This window comes from Paenibacillus sp. OAS669, from assembly GCF_014873645.1.
Taxonomy (GTDB): domain Bacteria; phylum Bacillota; class Bacilli; order Paenibacillales; family NBRC-103111; genus Paenibacillus_S; species Paenibacillus_S vulneris.
In genome coordinates, this window is the sequence record NZ_JADBDR010000004.1 from 144,520 (window position 1) to 161,319 (window position 16,800).

Genomic DNA, 16,800 nt, shown 5'->3' on the forward strand with positions numbered 1-16,800 from the left:
CACTCTCTCCCTTGCCCTTCTTTATTTTCGAGAGCGATCCATGGGCTTAACCATTTCCGGACGACGCTTCATCGTTTGGAGCGGCAGTCTGATGATCAAATCCTTCCAGTTGCTCAAGCGAATAGGAACAAACGGCTTCATGTAATCGACTCCGAAGCTCTGCAATTTCATCAAATGAGCGGTAATGAAAAGAAACATCAGAATGATCCCATAAAGCCCCAGCACCGATGCGGCTATCATTAAGGCAAACCGGAGCATCCGAATGGCTAATCCAGCCGCATACTGTGGAAAGGCAAAAGATGATATCGCTGTTAGAGCAACAACGATGACCATAATTGGGCTCACTATGGCCGCCTGCACGGCGGCTTCCCCGATCACCAAACCGCCTACAATACCTACCGCCTGTCCGATTGGCTTCGGCAATCTTAAGCCGGCTTCCCTGAGGATTTCCAATGTAACCTCCATAATTAACGCCTCGATCAGAGATGGAAAGGGAACCCCTTCCCTCCCGGCAGCGATGGACAAAACCAGCTTGGTAGGAATTAACCCATGGTTATAAGAAATTAAAGCAATGTAAAGCGCCGGCAGGAATAATGCGATGAACGCTGCTCCATACCGTAATAATCGTATCAACGAGGATGGAAGCCAGCGCTCATAATAATCCTCCGAGGAGGTCATTAATATAGCAAAGGTAACCGGCACAATTAAAGCAATTGGCGTCCCGTCGATGATTAACGCTATTCGCCCTTCCATTAAAGAGCTGGCCACCCTATCGGGGCGCTCTGTGTTTTGTACTTGAGGAAACGGGGAGAGGAAATTATCTTCGATAAGCTGTTCGATAAACCCCGACTCGGGGATCTCATCGATATCGATTTGTTCGATCCGGCTCTTCACTTCTTCGATCAGATCAGGGTTCGTTATATCATTTATATATAATAAGGCAACGTCGGTTTGGGAACGACGACCGATTTTATAATTGAGAATGGTCAATTTGGGGTCCTTGATCCGGCGTCGAATCAGCGATATATTGAGTCTGAGATTTTCTACGAATCCTTCCCTTGGACCTCTTACTACCGCCTCGGAAAAAGGCTCATCTATCGAACGGCCTTCCCACCCGGCCGTACCAAGAATAATTACACCTGCAATGCCTTCTATAAATAATGCAGCATTCCCCTGCAATACTTGGGAGGTACATTCGTTCACGTGCCTAAAGGCTTGTACGGAAGAAATCGAAAGTATGGAGTCGGAAATATGCTGGACGAGCTGCTCGGGATCCTCGGCAGTTAGTATCGGCATCATTGACTGCTCTTGCAGCAACGGCTTGATTACTTGCTCGTTCATAACGTTCTTATCAACCAACCCGTCTATGTATACGACCGCAGCTTTCCATGAAGTACGGCTAATAGTAAGGGAACGGACCATGAAATCCATACTGCCGCCCAAGATGTCTTTCATGATTTTTACATTATCCTGAAGGCCGGATGTAAATAGATCTTGTGACAACACTTTCACCTTCTCCGTCTAGAATTGGATATGAAGTGAAATATCCGGTCAATGCTATAGGGGATCAAGAAGGAGATGAATGCCCCAATCCAGACAGACAGCTTTGGTAAGTAACTAATGAAGCTGTGCCACATTAAATTTCCTCTATTCTCAACAAATACATAAGACTAGATTGCCTAAGTTATACAATTTTATTCATAACTAGCAAAGTTGATTGCTGCGAAAAAAAACGGCGGCATGACAGTTTTTATCTGCCAGCCGCCGTTCGTTGCGCCTATTCTATCTATTATCGACTTTCTCCGGATACAGGTCGTGATTCAACAGACGATGCTCCGCCATTTGCACGTACTTGGTGCCGGGGCGGCCCCAGTTGCAATAAGGGTCGATGGAGATCCCGCCACGCGGTGTGAATTTGCCCCATACTTCAATATATCGAGGCTCCATCAGATTAATCAAATCGTTCATAATGATGTTCATACAGTCCTCATGAAAATCGCCATGATTGCGGAAGCTGAACAAGTACAGCTTGAGTGACTTGCTCTCGACCATCTTGCGGTCCGGAATATAGGAAATATATATCGTTGCAAAGTCCGGCTGCCCCGTCATCGGGCAGAGACTAGTAAACTCGGGACAATTAAATTTGACGAAATAATCGCGATCCGGGTGCTTGTTATCGAACGACTCGAGTATTTCCGGCGAATATCCAAAGCGGTATGCCGTCCCTTGATTGCCCAGCAGTGTGACGCCGGTTAGTTCTTCTTGACTTCTTCCAGCCATGCTCATCCCATCCTTTACATTTGTTGCCGTTAACGTGTTATACGCCCTTCTTGTTACCCCAAATCCACGTATGAAGCTGGGGCAGCACGTGCACTTTCCGCAGCTTGTCATCCGCCATCACGGAGCTGACCAGCCACTCATATTGCTTCAGTAAATAAGGAAGCATCCGACCCGGCTCCTTCTCCTCCAGATTGCCGTTTCCAGCCTGCAGATAGAAAGGAACCGTTGGATACCGCTCGTGAACGAATGCAGCGAAGGCCAAATCCGCCTCGTCGAATACGACGACTTTGAGACTAAAGCCGACGCGGCTATGCTCCAGTCTTCGAACGATATCGTCGAGTACTCCCCAATCGGTATCCATACCTGAGCTGGGCGGCTTGGGGGATAGCGTTAAATCGTCGATGCTCAGGAACCAATCCTGCCACCTGCTCCCTTGTGTCTCCAATGCAACCTCCATTCCCATCGCCCGTAACTGGTCGATCAGCCCCCCAATTTGGGGCAGCAAGGCTGGGTTGCCGCCGGAAAGCGTTACATGGTCGAAGCCTTCGCCGCCTTTCTCCTTCAGGTCCGTGAGCACCTCTGACGGTGTCATTAGGCGGATATCGTCTCGTCCCGAGCCGTCCCATGTAAAGGCGGAATCGCACCAGGCACATCGGTAATCGCAGCCCGCGGTCCGGACGAACATCGTTTTGCGTCCGATCACCATGCCCTCCCCCTGTACGGTCGGACCGAAAATTTCCATAACAGGGATCATACTGCCACTCATCGTCCGTCCCCCTCTTTCCTCTTCGGCCGATATACGACGTAGCTTGTCGGCGTCTCGCGTAAAAAGACTTGCAGGCAGACAGGCCGATTATCGGTTTGGTCCAGATAGTCCTGCACGATCCGACCGATCGTTCGGGCGACGACTTCGGTCGTTGGGAACAGGTACGGATTTTCGTCGTCGAAGTTATCGGTATCCTCGTTAAGTAAGGTGTGGTCGAAACGATCATGAATGAGCCGCTTGATCTCCGCGAAATTGACGAGAAAGCCGGATGCATTCAGCGTGTCGCCGGCTATCGTCACATTCGCATAATACGTATGACCGTGCATGCGCCTGCACTTGCCCGCTTCCTCGGACGGGACATAGTGAGCTGCGGCGAACTGCATATCTTTGTTCAGTTCATATTCGAAATTGTGAGAAAGGGTCGGGTATATTTGCTGCAGCATCAGATGCGAGCCTCCCTGCCCGGCGACGAGGACAAGTATTCGTCAAGCCCCCGCTTGCGCAGCTTGCAGGCGGGACATTTCCCGCAGCCGTCAGCCATAATGCCGTTATAACAGGTCAACGTCCGCTTGCGCACGAAATCGAAGGCACCGAGCTGATCGGCAAGTGCCCACGTTGCTTTCTTATCCAGCCACATCAGCGGCGTCTCGACCACGAACGGATAGTCCATCGCCAGGTTAAGCGTGACGTTCAGCGATTTGACGAAGATGTCCCGGCAATCGGGATAGCCGCTGAAGTCCGTCTCGCAAACCCCCGTGATGATATGATTCGCACCGACCTGCTTTGCAAGAATGGCTGCGAAGGTAAGGAAAATCATATTGCGACCGTCGACGAATGTAGTGGGAAGCGCTCCCTCTTCATGCTCTATGGCGATGTCACTGCGCGTTAGCGCGTTCGGAGCCAATTGGCCCAGCAATGACATATCGAGCACATGGTGCTTGACTCCAAGCTCTTCCGCTATGCCTGCGGCTACCTCCAGCTCCAGCTTGTGCCGCTGACCGTAGTTGAATGTAACGGTCTCTACTTCGTCGTAACGCTTTAGCGCCCAGAACAGACAAGTAGTACTGTCCTGCCCGCCGCTGAAGACGACGACGGCTTTGTTCTTGTTCATACTGCATCTCCCCTTCTTAGTGCGAAGAGAGAGATTCTCGAATGGGTCCCTAAAGAATTCGGCGCGACCCGGTTGTCCCGTTTCGCGCCGAACGCCAAGAACGACCTGCCTGTAGAGGCTGCCGCTCATGGATAGTTTTTTATAGAGGGAGTTCGCGAACCTCTCCCGGCTCCCAGCCGGTCTTTCAAAAGAACGGCTGCTCTGCCGGAATTTCTTCTTTAGTTGTTGTACCTTGATACTATAGCACAGCTGCGGCCGGTTTAGAATAGGAAGAGCCTGAGTCGGCACAGATTTACATAAACCTTCTGGTATAAGCAGCCTTACATTGGTCACAATAACTTGCGTTGCATCATGATTAACTACAAAAGGAGCTGTTGGTGTGGGTATTTTAAGCGGAAATCCGAAGGACGAGCCGTTGCATTACGGGGAAATTCATGATTTATGGCAATTTTCCATGAAAGCCAAAGGTTGCGTATCGGTTTGTCGAGCATACCAGTATCACGCGGGAGATAAAGATCTTAAACATCTTTTGAGTGACATTATTGACCAGGCAGAATTAGAAAGCAGCGAATGTGATGCTATTCTAACGAAAAACGGAATCGCTCCTTCACCGGCATTACCGCAAAGACCGGAGGCTAAGCTTGAAGATATTCCTGCAGGCGCAAGGCTGACGGATCCAGAGATCGCATCCTTAATCGCAGTGGAGAACTCCGCGGGATTAGTCGCTTGCAGCCAAGTTATGGGAACCTGCATCCGGGAGGATGTTGGAGCATTATTTGGAAAATACCATGCTACCAAAGCCTTTCTTGGCTTGAAGATTTTAAGAATGAGTAAGGAAAAAGGCTGGCTCGTTCCGCCGCCGCTTCAAGTTCAAAGACCTGAGCTCGTAGAAGCCTGATGAAAAAGGTTGAACCCTCTTCTTATGGGAGAGGGTTCAAGTTTGATTTCGAGCTTACTAACGAAATGCATAGCCTTATAGGAAAGCATGGATCAAAAATAAAACGGCAAACGCAAGGCCGGAGCGCAAATGCCATTTGCGGTCCAGTTTTTTGTATCTAAACAGCCCTGAAACGGGCACAGGCAGTAATACAATCAGGGCAAGCAATCCTGTGATGTTACTAAAGTTCCATTTAAAGCCGTACATAAACACGGCCACCGCATGCAATAGAATGAAGGCAATGGCAACTACCGCCACAGGAGTATGCCACCTGCGTACGAACCGAAGCAGGACAGCAAGCCATTTCTTTATACTTCCGAATCGTTCCCCCATGCGCTGCCTCATTGCAACCATGAGCACATAATTAGCCAGCACAAAAAACAAGGCAAGCCTTGCATACGACCCTAAATTTTTAAAAGTATGCTCAAACCGGCGGTTATGCACAGCTTCAGACGGAAGATGAAATAGACTCCATAATTCCCAAAGCACAAGGAGCACAGCTAGCAGGATTGCAAGAACAATCCACAGTTGTTCTCTGGGAGGAAAAAGCGATTTTTTCATGGATTGAGCTTCCCGCGATGGCATGTCAACATCCCCTTTCGTAATGATGTACTGTATTATAACCTGCCTAAATGAAAACCAAATGAAATTTCGTTACTTCCTCAGCTTCTTGGATAGCCAATCCCCTAACATTTGAACGATCTGAACGATCACTACTAACAAGAAGACAGAGGTATACATCACATCAGGCTCCCATCGCTGATAGCCGTACCGAATAGCCACATCCCCCAAGCCTCCTGCTCCCATCACTCCTGCCATTGCGGATGCACCTACCAGACCGATCGTGGCGATCGATAGCCCAAGAATCAAAGACGGCCGGGCTTCTCTTAAGATGACGCGATAAATAATCTGCCATTTGGTAGCACCCATAGCCTGATAAGCCTCGATGACACCGGGTTCGACCTCCAGGAGTGCCGCTTCCACCAGCCGTGATATATAGGGAGCTGTATAAAAGACTAATGGAACGATAGCTCCTTTTACACCGATTGTCGTTCCAACGATCCATTTGGTTAAAGGTATAATGGCCACCATAATAATGATGAAAGGGATGGAACGCAGAATATTGATGGTTACATTCAGCACATGATGCGCGCTTGTATTGGCATATAGATGGCCGGGCCGAAGCACTACCAGGAGTACTCCCAGAAGCAATCCAATTACACTTGAAATCACTAGAGAATAACCGGCCATAATAATTGTTTCATTAATGGATTTCAGATAAAAATCGGTCTTTTCCAACCAACTATCGAACATCCTGGATGACCTCGATTCTTAGACCATGTTCCTTCAAGTAGCGCATTCCGTGCTCGATAGCATCGGACTCTCCGGCAATATGTACGACCAAAGCACCGAAGATATTATCCTTCAACTCTGTGATATGACCGAATAAGACGCTTGGCCGCACATCGAACTTTACGGTTACATTGGCCAGAAGCGGCTCCATTATGGACTCTCCTCTAAACAAAGCTCGAATGATTATGCCCGGTTGCTTTTGTAATAGAGACTGAAGCTTGGCGGGTAAGTCCGTATCCAATACGCTCTTGATAAACTTCGCGGCAGTCGCGGTTTTCGGCGCCTGGAACAGGTCGATGACCGTGCCCTGCTCAATGATACGGCCATTCTCCATGACCGCTACGCGATCGCAAGCTTTTTTGATAACATGCATTTCATGTGTAATCAGCACTATTGTAATGTTGAATTTACGGTTTATATCCATAAGCAAGTCAAGAATCGAGTCTGTCGTTTGGGGATCCAATGCTGATGTAGCCTCATCGCAGAGCAGTACTTCCGGATTGTTGGCAAGAGCTCTTGCTATCGCAACCCGCTGCTTCTGCCCGCCCGACAGCTGTCGCGGATAGGCTTTATCCTTATCCTGAAGTCCAACCAGCTCCAGCAGCTGCCTAACCTTATCCATGATTTGCTTCTTGGGAACTTTCGCCAGCTCCAAAGGCGCAGCAATATTCTCATACACGGTTCCCGATGAAAGTAAGTTAAAATGCTGAAAAATCATTCCCATCTTTCGACGCATCATCCGGAGCCCTATCTCGTTTACTTGCGACATTTCCACCCCATTGATCCTGATGCTGCCGGACGTTGGCTTTTCTAAAAAATTGATACAGCGCAGGAGTGTGCTCTTTCCGGCTCCGCTATATCCGATAATACCGAATATTTCCCCTTTCTTGATACAAAGGTCTACCTCCCTGACTGCTTCGATGCTCGTACCCTTTTGTTCAAAGGTTTTGCTAACATTGATCATCTCAATCATAATACGCCACCTCTCTCAATGATGAATAAAAAACGAAAGACAACAGGCCCCTTTCAGTTGGAAAGAGACCCGTTTGTTTTTTCTCACCAGGAAGGTACGATGTAACTTCCGTATTTGTCCAACACAAACTGTTTCACCTCTTCAGAATGGTAAGCCTTCACCAATCGTTGGAATACCGGCTTATCTTTATCGGCTGTACGAACAGCTATCAGATTTACCCAAGGGGAATCCTTCGGCTCTATAAAAATGGCATCTTTGGTAGGGACAAAACCGTTATCCACCGCATAGTTCGTATTAATAACCGCTGCAGTAAGATCCGGTAATGCCTTTGGAATGAACGGCGCCTCCAGTTCCTTGAATTTGAGCTTTTTCGGATTATCTGCAATATCGCGAACGGTGGCTTTCACCCCGACACCTTCCTTCAGCTTGATTAATCCTGCCCGCTCAAACAAAATCAAAGCTCGTGCGCCGTTAGTCGGGTCATTCGGTAAACCAAGCTCATCCCCCTCTTTAATTTCCGAGACGTTTTTGATTTTCTTGGAGTATAAGCCGATAGGAAAATTCAATGTATTGGCAAGCTTAACAATATCGAGCTTGTTATCGGCCTTGAATTGATTCAGATAAGGCTCATGCTGGAATGCATTGGCGTCCAGTTGGCCATCCGCCAACGCCTTGTTTGGCAGTATGTAATCGTTAAACGTGACAATCTCTATATCTAGGTTATCTTTCGCCGCTGTTTCCTTAACTTTCTTCCAAATTTCTTCCTCCACACCCGCCGATATACCAACCTTCAGCTTGGCCTTCTCACTAGTCGAAGCAGGGGCAGGTGAGGGAGATGGGGTTGCAGTTGAATTACTTGTCGTTGTCGAGGGTGCGCCTGGCGCCGGTTTCGTCTCTGCAGCTTTCCCGCATCCGCTTAGCATTAATATCAAAATCAAAGAAATAATCGGCAAAAAATTCGATGGTTTCATCTGTCTTTTCCACTCCTCCGTATTCTAGTTCTCCATTTTTTTAACGATTTCATTTCCTCACCAGGCTCCGGTATAAGTTGCCGGGGGCGTCAGGCTGCACTCCAGCTGTTTCGAAGCTACACAACCAGAATGATGCCAGAAAAAAAATGTCTGATCCTGCTCAGGGGGCAGTTTGTGAATCCACTTCCAGGCGAATCGCGTCATACTCTATGCTGGTATAGAGATCGCGAATCCGATTGCCTTGTTCGTCGAAGATGTTCTGAGCATGCTTAAGCTCTATCACGTTGGACCCGGACTTAAGGAGCGAGGCGTCGAAGGGAATTCGAATCTCCCTGTAAAATCCGTGAATGGCGCTCCTCGGCATGGCGGAGTCGCTTTTGGGACCCGGCAGTGCAGTCAAGTTCGCTATGGATTGTCCGTTAAGGGCAACTTGCAATGATCCATTGCGAGAGCTGGCCAGACCAATTGTGAGTGTGGCCTTGCCCGTTAGCGGTTTATCGAGATCGAAGCGGATCTTCCAAGGAGTGAGCGATTTGTCATAGGGTACCTTCACCTGACTCGGCTCTCCTGGCGTCGCATTGACCGGATGCGCATAATTCCAGTCCGTTCTTTCGTTGCTGCTGCCAATGTAAAAATCGACTCCATGAGGGAAATCGAGCGGATAGTCCAGCCAATTCCCCCATTGGTGATAATCATCGGCATGGCGGTATTCTCCTGCTGTCCGATCGGGTATTCCGATCTGCCATAAGGTAGTGCCGTAACGCTCTGGCATCCAGACATAGGCAGGCAGCTTCGTTCGCCCATGCGCCTTAACTTCAATCCCGTCCTGCCTGAACTGCCCGAACTCTCCTTTCACTACAGCAAACAATGTGTATCGCCCCGGTCGGACATTCGGGATCTCGAATCGCCCCTTCTCGTCCGCCCGCGCATAATACAAGTAGTCCAGATTCTGATTCTGGAAATCCTCATCCTGCTCCCCAAGAATCACCCAAGCATCCTTGGCGGACGTCCCGTCCGTTACCTTAAGCTGTCCGCTCACACTTCCACGGGATTCGGCAGCATAAAGAGGATAATTCAGCCAGCGATAAGGCCATTTCTTCTGTTCCGAATCGGCCTTCCGTTTGGCATCATTCCAAAGAGCGTCCAGCCCATCTCCTTCGTGGATATAGAAGAAGGTGGGACCATAAATCTTTTCCCAGCCCTTCGTCGGGGTGAGGGCATCTCTGCCCATATGCGATTCATAATCATGCCATAGAAGAATGGGAGTGGTCTCAGTCTGGTGCAGCGTATTTCTTTGCTGCATGGGGCCTCCTCCGGCAAACTCGTTACTTGGACGAATTTGTGAAATCCCGATTTGATCGCCGTACAGGCCGGTTACGTCAAAATCTCCGACGTAAACCATATGATTGTACTTGGTATATACTTCGCCATTCGGCAGCTTAACGGTCGCATCCATCACTTCCTCACCATTCTTGAGATCATCTGGTCGAGGCAGTGCCCCTTTGCGCTGGTCATCCACCGCATAGTATTTGAAGATGTTCGGATCGACACGTATCGCGTACCGACCTTGACCGATAGAGGCACCTCCCTCGACCTCTTCCGGATACCTCAGAATTTCATAGGTATATAAGCCGGGCTCGTTCTTCACGAGCACAAAATGCATATCATATTCAAATGGGATGACGGCCGGGTCCTTGACGGACAACGAGATGTCTACGTGCTGCGAATCCCAGGCGGTCAAGGTATACTTCAGCTCGCGGGAAGGTGCGAATTTGAGAGCTTTGCCGTGCTTGCTGTAATTCAAAATATAGTACCCGCTTCCGCCGTTCGCCAGCAGGTTGGGCCCGCCCTTGTAGCTTAAGGAGGTCAATTGAGCGCTCCCTTTGTTTACAGTGGCCGTTACGATTCCATTGCTGATGGTAACGGTCTGTTCCTGCTCATCCACAGATAAAGCATTTCGGGAATGAGCTCCGCTTTGTATGGTTTCATTTTCCTGTGCGGAGACGGAGGTGATCGGCAGAGCTGCAGCAGCAGCCAGCGTTAGTGTTAGAAACAAGCGCCCGGTGCGATATAAAATTCTTTTATAAGAAAACACGATATTGTCGGCTTCCTTTCTTTAAATATAAGGTATTCTTATGTATATAGTAGGATTTGAACCAGGCATCTCCCCTTCCTTTAAAATAATATGGACATCACCAAATGACAGCCTTCCTGGCAGACGCTCTACTTAGTTATTTCTGTCGCCTGTTTAAGAAAGCGGGACCAGCCTCAAGATAAGATTTGGCGATAAATCCGCCAAGTAAATGATGCCGTCGGGGTCTACAGCGACACCGTGAGCTAACGAGGCCGGTTTGTTTCTCGCGACCAATTCCCCTTCGGGAGAATATACGCTGAGACGCGGAGTTTGATCCGTAACGTATACAAGTCCCTTCCGGTCGATAAAAATGTCCATCGGATGGTACAAATCGCCTATTTCCTTTACATAGGCCCCCTCCTGATCAAATAGCTGTACGCGATTGTTTTCGCGGTCCGTTACCCACAGCCGTCCTTGCCCGTCCAAGGCTATCGCATGCGGCGTTGAAAACTGCCCTGGTCCCTTGCCCGGCCCTCCCCAGGTTTTGATGTGGTTGCCTGCGGCATCAAAATGATGCACATTGGAATTACCGTAGCCGTCTGAAATGAACAGTTGACCGTCATCCGTAGTAGCGATATCCGTCGGATGATTAAACGGTGCGTTAAAGCCTGGCAGACCGTCCCCGATCGCTTGCAGTAGCTCGCCTTGCGGGTTGTAGACAAGAATGCGGTGATGGTGCCAATCCGCGATGTAGATATTGCCTAGCGTCGAAACATGTACGTAATGGCCGCCCTCTGTATCCTTGTTTCGCCATTCGTCCAAAAGCGTGCCATCCGGAGCAAAAATAAGCAGAAAAGGATCCTCGCGCCGCAAAACATACAACCGTCCACTCTCGTCCACCGTAAGATGACTGATGGATTGGATTGCAGCATGATCCGGCTTCAGAAGGGACCAGGGTCTTTCAATTTTATATAAAATATCACCAATGCGAACGAGTTTATCAGGCGATGCCATAGGAATATTCCTCCTTATATTCAATATTTGCAACGGAATGCGGACTAGCGTACAGCAGTAAACTTACGGTTAACGGGCGGCGATCGTGCAAACCCGAGCTGCCGGCTGAAGTCATACCCCCTGGCCAGGCATTTCTGGTTATTATTGCTCAACCCGATTCACCTCCTTGTCGGTTACATGTCATCATAAGGAAACAACACAAAAAGACCCTTCGGCAGGCACAGCCATACATGACTGTTTCCGTGCTTCAGAGTCTCCAAAAGAATGGTCGACACGACCTAATACACAGTATTTTTATTGGAATAATTTACTTATTTCTATATCATATCACTTGAATCTCATTTTGTATATTGAAAATATCTTAATCGGTATTAGCTGTATAAAAACCTTCTAGGATTGAACTCATATCACGCCAAGAAGTTGATCCATTGTATAAAAGCCCCGCAGTTGATGAATCGCTGCACAACGGGGCTTCATTCTCACATACACCATTCAACCACCTGCCGGATTCACGATACCGGAACAAGGGCTAGCGGTTGTACGGCCTTAGTCTCATCGATAAATAGGAATGCATCGTAACGCTTCGGTAACTTCGTCGGCACATAATTCCCGCGTTCATATTGCGGGTGGTACACCACGCCGATTGCGCGATGTCCAATGACGGAGTGCATGAGCTCCGACGTTTCCTCGACATCTCGCAGCATTAACATCAGGTCTTTGCCCGAACCGCTGCGGTGCAGCAGATCCTCCCAGCTGTCGCGTATTCCCTCGGGAACCTCCATTACTTCTGCGTCTTCCCCCCAAGCGCGGCCAGCCATGACCGTTCCGTGATGCGTACCAAAGCCGACGGCGAACACCTCGTGCGGCCCGTACTCCTCGCGAAGCAGCTGCCCCACGTTAATCATGCCATCCGCCGACATATCGGTTGCCCGGGCATCCCCGATATGTGTATTATGCTCCCAGACTATGGCCTTCGCATCAGGACCATAAAATGCAGCGATACGCTTTAGCACCTCGACCATGTGACGGTCGCGGATATTCCATGATTCAACATCCTTGGTAATCATCGCTCGGTAGTACTCTTCGGCATGCACGGCAACGAGGCCGTTAATTTCCGCGTCAAGCGCCGCTTCCTCAGGGTCCTGCGTTCGGCTTCGTTCCGTCCTGAGCTTGGCCAGCAGCTGCACGACCTCCTCCTCGCATCCTTCAGAGAACAGCGAAGCCGACATGCCGTAGGACTGCCCTTCTCTGCCGTACGGGTCGAAGCATTCAAACGCGGCTTTGGCCTTCTGTACATGAGGCGAGCCGGTACGCTTCAGATAGCTGACAATCTGCTCCATTGATTCCCACAGGCTGTATACATCCAATCCATAGAAGCCGACCCGCTCCGCAAGCGGCCTTTCCGCATTGAAGCTCTTGAGCCATTCTACCAGCTCCAGAATCTCCCTGTTCGCCCACATCCACGCCGGCCAACGGTGAAAGTCCTGCAATGCCTCTTCCGTGTTAGAAGCCGCATCCGGCAGTCCTTTAATATACCGGTTGACGTTAAAGCAGGAGGGCCAGTCACCTTCTACGGCAATGAACCGGAAGCCTTTGTCCTGAATGAATCGCTGGGTCAGCTCCGACCGCAGCTTATAAAATTCTGAGGTGCCGTGGGATGCTTCTCCCAGCAAAACAAAGCGGCTTGCTCCCGCGGCTTCTATAATCGGATTCATTGCATCCGGTCCGGCGAGCGGCCGGGACAGCTTTTGAATCTCTTCGATGATCTTCGTCCTGTTGGCTTGTATCGTTGGCATATGCCGAGTGCCTCCCTCTGTCCTACGTCGTGACCAGGTTAGTATTTCCGATCATGACGGATTATGTACATGAAGCATGGCATTCGGTTTGCCTTCAATAGTAGATCAACGGCTAGGTAGACGGTTCATTTCCGGTTCAAACCTGAACAGTCCGGTTCACGGCCTATTAATATCCCAAATCCTTTAAAAGCTTGGATAATGTGCGCAGACGTTCGCTGATCATCTCATCGTCGTCGCTCAGAGCTTGGCTGAAGAGCTTAATATCTTCATTGATTCTCTCATTATCCGTACAAATCTCTACGGTCATCGCATCCCCCTGCAGGCCGATCCGGTCGATCACGGGCTTCTGAGGGTCATATAAATGCTCATATCTATAGGCTTCACGGAAATGCTCCAACGACCGACAGATCAGGATGGATAAATCCAGAACACGATGAAAAGGCAGTTCCTCGGATTGCCTTGACCATTTTTCCCCCGTATATCTCCAAACCTTGGCAGAAATGTCGACCTTCCCTCTATCATTCCATTGAGCTAGTCCCAGGGAAAGACCTTTGGCATCCGTGTTCCCGGCCAACCGACCGTCAACCTGCTCATAGTTTTCCGATACGACAACGGGCTTATGCTTTAAAGTCGTAGGTATTTTCATATGTTCCCTCTTTCCATAACTTCATTTACTCGATTACTGATTTACTAAATCAATGCATAATTGTAGCGTGCTTTACTTCAATAGTCAATTCGACAGGTTAGCATGAAAGGAAAGTAAAAAAAGGAACAGCGCAGCATCGGATGTTGAATAATCCCAAGCTACGGCTGTTCGCATTCCCTCCCTACATGAGATAAGAGATGTACCTAAGTCTCCTTCATCTCCTAATATGGAATTGGGTCCCTCTCCTGCTTTGTCTTTACATATAATTTTAGCTTTTTAGAGGCTTGTTATATCCCTTATCCCCGTAGGGCTGCAGCTTCTCGAGCCACTGCTTGAGTATTTGCTTTTGCTCCCAACGCATATCGGTTACCTTATCGGCTTCCTTCTGCTCCAGCACCTCATATTCGAACGCATTGGCTCCAAATTCCTTCCAGTCCTTCTGAAGCTCTGCATTCGCAAATCGCCCCATGTCCAATTGCATTTGTAGGGTAAACCATTTATTTTTCAAATTAGGATAGCTGTCGATAAAGATTTTGCCGTTGACCTTGTTCTTGATTTGAGCTACTCCCATATACGTCTTCATCTGCTTATAGGCCTCAACAAGCTCCTTGCGCTTATTCATATCCATTCTTTTTCACTCCTTGACATAATGAAACCATACATATTTATAAAAATCTCGAGATCATTCGCACTAGCTGCTCCGGCAACGTCTGCAGATTGGAAATATCCAAATATTTTTCATGACCATAAATTTCACTAATAATATCCTTGTCCTGACCTATTGCAGCCGCGAAAAATCTAACGCCTTTTCTTTCATATTCCTCGATAGTTTGCTGCATGTCCGCAGATGCGTAATCTCCGGAATAAACGTCCATTGCTTTAGGTTGACCGTCGCTGATGCTAATCAACAGCTTAGTCTGCTGCGATGAAGCGGCCAGCCGTTCCGCCATAATTCTTAAGGCCATCCCATCACGATTATTGCTTCTGGGCCGAATCCCCATCAATCTGAACCGGTCAATGGAATCGGTATGATCCAAGTCGGCATAGGCAAAGATGGACATTTGCTCCAGCTTGGACACGTCCGCAGTATCCCCGTAGATCATGATGGGAATCCTGCACATTTGACAAAATTCATATACCGCGATGACTGCCCGCTTGGCTGCTTCTAATCTTCCGAAAGCCGACATAGATGCCGATTCATCAACTCTTAATCCAACCACAAGAGAAGGGGATTCGGTAGGCGGGCGTTTTTTGGCAAAATACCGATAATCCCGGTAAGCAACACTATTTGCTTGAAATTTGCTGCCATAATAACGGTTTCCCGCAAATTCGGACGATACCTCATGCTCTAAAAGCGGCAGCGTCTTTCTGGCAATTTCCCCTACGATAGACTTTAGTCCAGCATATAAGCTGTTATATTCCTGCTGGTTTTCCTGATCGTAATCCGGGCGGTGCACGATGAGCTTGACCTTGCTGTGAATAGAATCCGATACGGTTTCCCTGGCAGCTCTATTCAGCTTTTTCCGGAGATCACGTTCTTTTTGCTTTCTCTCCTCCGACTCTTGCTCTGGCTTGGTTTCATGATAGATGGGAGAGCCATTTTCCAGGTAATCGGAACGTTCCATATGAGTAGAATCATCCATGGCTTCAGAAGAGCTTTCCTCACTGCCAGAAGACTTTTTAAGTGTGATCCCTTTTTCTTCCGTCTTATCATTGTCCAAGTCCGTGCTGCCCATTTCTCCATCTGCACTGATCTCTATGGCCTCAGAGCAATTTCGTTTTTTTTTACGTCAGCTTCTAATTCCTCTAAGCCGGACAGCAAACCATTGCTTTGGAGCGCTTCTTCCAAGAGCTTGATTTCCTCGGAATCCGTCGTTATTTTGTAAATGACTTTATAATAAAGAGATTCCTTCGCGGAGTCTCCACCAGCAACTGCATCCGCCCAGTAGAATAGGGAACGCATCCCCGCCACACCTTTGATCGCATTAGCGCGGGCTGTTTTGTCCAAAGTAATAATGATGTCCGCTAAAATGCTTAGTACCGTTTCATCCTGGTAACCAGTCTTTGCCTTTGTACGTTCCACCATGACTTGTTTGGTCGGCAGATCCATCTTCTCCGTATGCTGGACTCTGTCGCGAAGCGCTTCGTTTAGCGGTCTGGTCCCTGCGTAACTCCGGTTGGTGGTGATTACAGCTACAAAGTCCGGATGTCTGTGTACGATTTCCGTGGGAAGGTTGATGCTGCCATCCAGCTCCAAGGCCGAGTTCAATGCCATCAATACAGCGGCGTCGCGAATGACGTTAGGCTCTTGAATCTCCAGAAGATAACCATTCTGATAGGCTCTAACGATCTCCGATGGGTAAAACCGGTACTCAACCGCATCACCATCCGTGTATTCTAAGGCTTGCTTCAGCAAATGCTTCATTTTCAAGGCAGCCTGTTCCTCGGTGATACCCAATGCCTCCGTCAAAATTTCGGATAAGCCCCGAAACCCATCGCTCTCATACAACACTTTTAATATGGTCCGCTCTTCAGGCTCCATCTTTTCTAATCGTTCGGAGGATAGGATAGGTAATATCGCACCAATTATATCGGATTTGTCCATATCAGCAAAGCAGGTGACTTTCGTATAAGGCAGCCCAAAATTAGCGGATAAAGCTTTAGCAAGCTGCGTCTTCCCGGAACCGGCATCACCTTCTAATAAAATATTGGCGATTTTCATTTCCCCGCGATTCCAGTTGCGCTTAACCTCTTTAGTGATTCGCAGCTCTTCATCGCTAGCCTTATGGGTTATTGGTTTCTTCCAAACCAGCTTTTTTTCCGCATCCGTCAGCCGCCTTCCAGGCGACAAACAGAATTCATCATAGTTATCCATTTCA

The 16,800-nt window shown here is 48.6% G+C and carries 17 protein-coding genes and 1 riboswitch; of the genes, 1 reads left to right on the forward strand and 16 read right to left on the reverse strand.

Annotated elements, in window-relative coordinates; all coding sequences use genetic code 11:
* Nucleotides 1-21 precede the first annotated feature (21 nt).
* The 5 genes from GGC63_RS11100 to queC form a co-directional block, all read right to left on the reverse strand.
* Nucleotides 22-1,503, reverse strand: a complete 1,482-nt coding sequence (locus GGC63_RS11100; RefSeq protein WP_225948125.1) for a spore germination protein — start codon at nt 1,501-1,503, stop codon at nt 22-24.
* A gap of 279 nt (nt 1,504-1,782) precedes the next feature.
* Nucleotides 1,783-2,280, reverse strand: a complete 498-nt coding sequence (gene queF / locus GGC63_RS11105; RefSeq protein ID WP_192702386.1) for a preQ(1) synthase — start codon at nt 2,278-2,280, stop codon at nt 1,783-1,785.
* A gap of 37 nt (nt 2,281-2,317) precedes the next feature.
* Nucleotides 2,318-3,046 carry a 7-carboxy-7-deazaguanine synthase QueE gene (queE, locus tag GGC63_RS11110; RefSeq protein WP_192702387.1) on the reverse strand — a complete coding sequence of 243 codons (729 nt, stop codon included), beginning with the start codon at nt 3,044-3,046 and terminating at the stop codon, nt 2,318-2,320.
* Nucleotides 3,043-3,489, reverse strand: coding sequence for a 6-pyruvoyl trahydropterin synthase family protein (locus GGC63_RS11115; RefSeq protein WP_192702388.1), 447 nt, complete (start codon nt 3,487-3,489; stop codon nt 3,043-3,045). Before GGC63_RS11115 ends, queE begins: the two co-directional genes overlap by 4 nt.
* On the reverse strand, nt 3,489-4,157 hold the full coding sequence (gene queC / locus GGC63_RS11120; protein WP_192702389.1) for a 7-cyano-7-deazaguanine synthase QueC: 669 nt from the start codon (nt 4,155-4,157) through the stop codon (nt 3,489-3,491). The genes GGC63_RS11115 and queC overlap by 1 nt, the downstream gene beginning before the upstream one ends.
* A gap of 125 nt (nt 4,158-4,282) precedes the next feature.
* A riboswitch (PreQ1 riboswitch) is annotated at nt 4,283-4,326 on the reverse strand.
* A 210-nt stretch (nt 4,327-4,536) separates the two neighbouring features.
* Between queC and GGC63_RS11125 the strand changes: the two genes are divergently transcribed.
* Nucleotides 4,537-5,055: a DUF3231 family protein gene (locus GGC63_RS11125; protein WP_192702390.1), complete on the forward strand. Its 519-nt coding sequence runs from the start codon at nt 4,537-4,539 to the stop codon at nt 5,053-5,055.
* A 75-nt stretch (nt 5,056-5,130) separates the two neighbouring features.
* Here GGC63_RS11125 and GGC63_RS11130 read toward each other — a convergent pair whose 3' ends face one another.
* From GGC63_RS11130 to GGC63_RS11180, 11 genes are all read right to left on the reverse strand, one after another.
* Entirely contained in the window at nt 5,131-5,655 is a 525-nt protein-coding gene (locus GGC63_RS11130) for a hypothetical protein (RefSeq protein WP_192702391.1), read from the reverse strand.
* A gap of 93 nt (nt 5,656-5,748) precedes the next feature.
* On the reverse strand, nt 5,749-6,408 hold the full coding sequence (locus tag GGC63_RS11135) for a methionine ABC transporter permease (protein ID WP_192702392.1): 660 nt from the start codon (nt 6,406-6,408) through the stop codon (nt 5,749-5,751).
* The gene (locus GGC63_RS11140) at nt 6,398-7,420 is read right to left on the reverse strand and encodes a methionine ABC transporter ATP-binding protein (RefSeq protein ID WP_192702393.1); all 1,023 of its coding nucleotides are present in this window, start codon (nt 7,418-7,420) and stop codon (nt 6,398-6,400) included. Before GGC63_RS11140 ends, GGC63_RS11135 begins: the two co-directional genes overlap by 11 nt.
* Nucleotides 7,421-7,503: 83 nt before the next feature.
* Nucleotides 7,504-8,391 carry a MetQ/NlpA family ABC transporter substrate-binding protein gene (locus GGC63_RS11145; protein ID WP_225948126.1) on the reverse strand — a complete coding sequence of 296 codons (888 nt, stop codon included), beginning with the start codon at nt 8,389-8,391 and terminating at the stop codon, nt 7,504-7,506.
* Between the two features lie 160 nt (nt 8,392-8,551).
* Complete coding sequence (locus tag GGC63_RS11150; RefSeq protein WP_318781027.1) at nt 8,552-10,486, reverse strand: polysaccharide lyase family protein; 1,935 nt, start codon at nt 10,484-10,486, stop codon at nt 8,552-8,554.
* A 153-nt stretch (nt 10,487-10,639) separates the two neighbouring features.
* Nucleotides 10,640-11,479, reverse strand: a complete 840-nt coding sequence (locus GGC63_RS11155) for a hypothetical protein (RefSeq protein ID WP_192702394.1) — start codon at nt 11,477-11,479, stop codon at nt 10,640-10,642.
* 509 nt (nt 11,480-11,988) lie between these two features.
* Complete coding sequence (locus GGC63_RS11160; protein WP_192702395.1) at nt 11,989-13,275, reverse strand: erythromycin esterase family protein; 1,287 nt, start codon at nt 13,273-13,275, stop codon at nt 11,989-11,991.
* 166 nt (nt 13,276-13,441) lie between these two features.
* Nucleotides 13,442-13,921 (reverse strand): DUF6530 family protein, encoded by a 480-nt coding sequence (locus GGC63_RS11165; protein WP_079911586.1) that lies wholly within the window; start codon nt 13,919-13,921, stop codon nt 13,442-13,444.
* Nucleotides 13,922-14,189: 268 nt separating this feature from the next.
* Complete coding sequence (locus GGC63_RS11170) at nt 14,190-14,549, reverse strand: GIY-YIG nuclease family protein (protein WP_079911588.1); 360 nt, start codon at nt 14,547-14,549, stop codon at nt 14,190-14,192.
* A gap of 37 nt (nt 14,550-14,586) precedes the next feature.
* Nucleotides 14,587-15,657 (reverse strand): vWA domain-containing protein, encoded by a 1,071-nt coding sequence (locus GGC63_RS11175; RefSeq protein ID WP_192702396.1) that lies wholly within the window; start codon nt 15,655-15,657, stop codon nt 14,587-14,589.
* A 20-nt stretch (nt 15,658-15,677) separates the two neighbouring features.
* Nucleotides 15,678-16,796 carry an AAA family ATPase gene (locus GGC63_RS11180; RefSeq protein ID WP_192702397.1) on the reverse strand — a complete coding sequence of 373 codons (1,119 nt, stop codon included), beginning with the start codon at nt 16,794-16,796 and terminating at the stop codon, nt 15,678-15,680.
* Nucleotides 16,797-16,800: the final 4 nt, after the last annotated feature.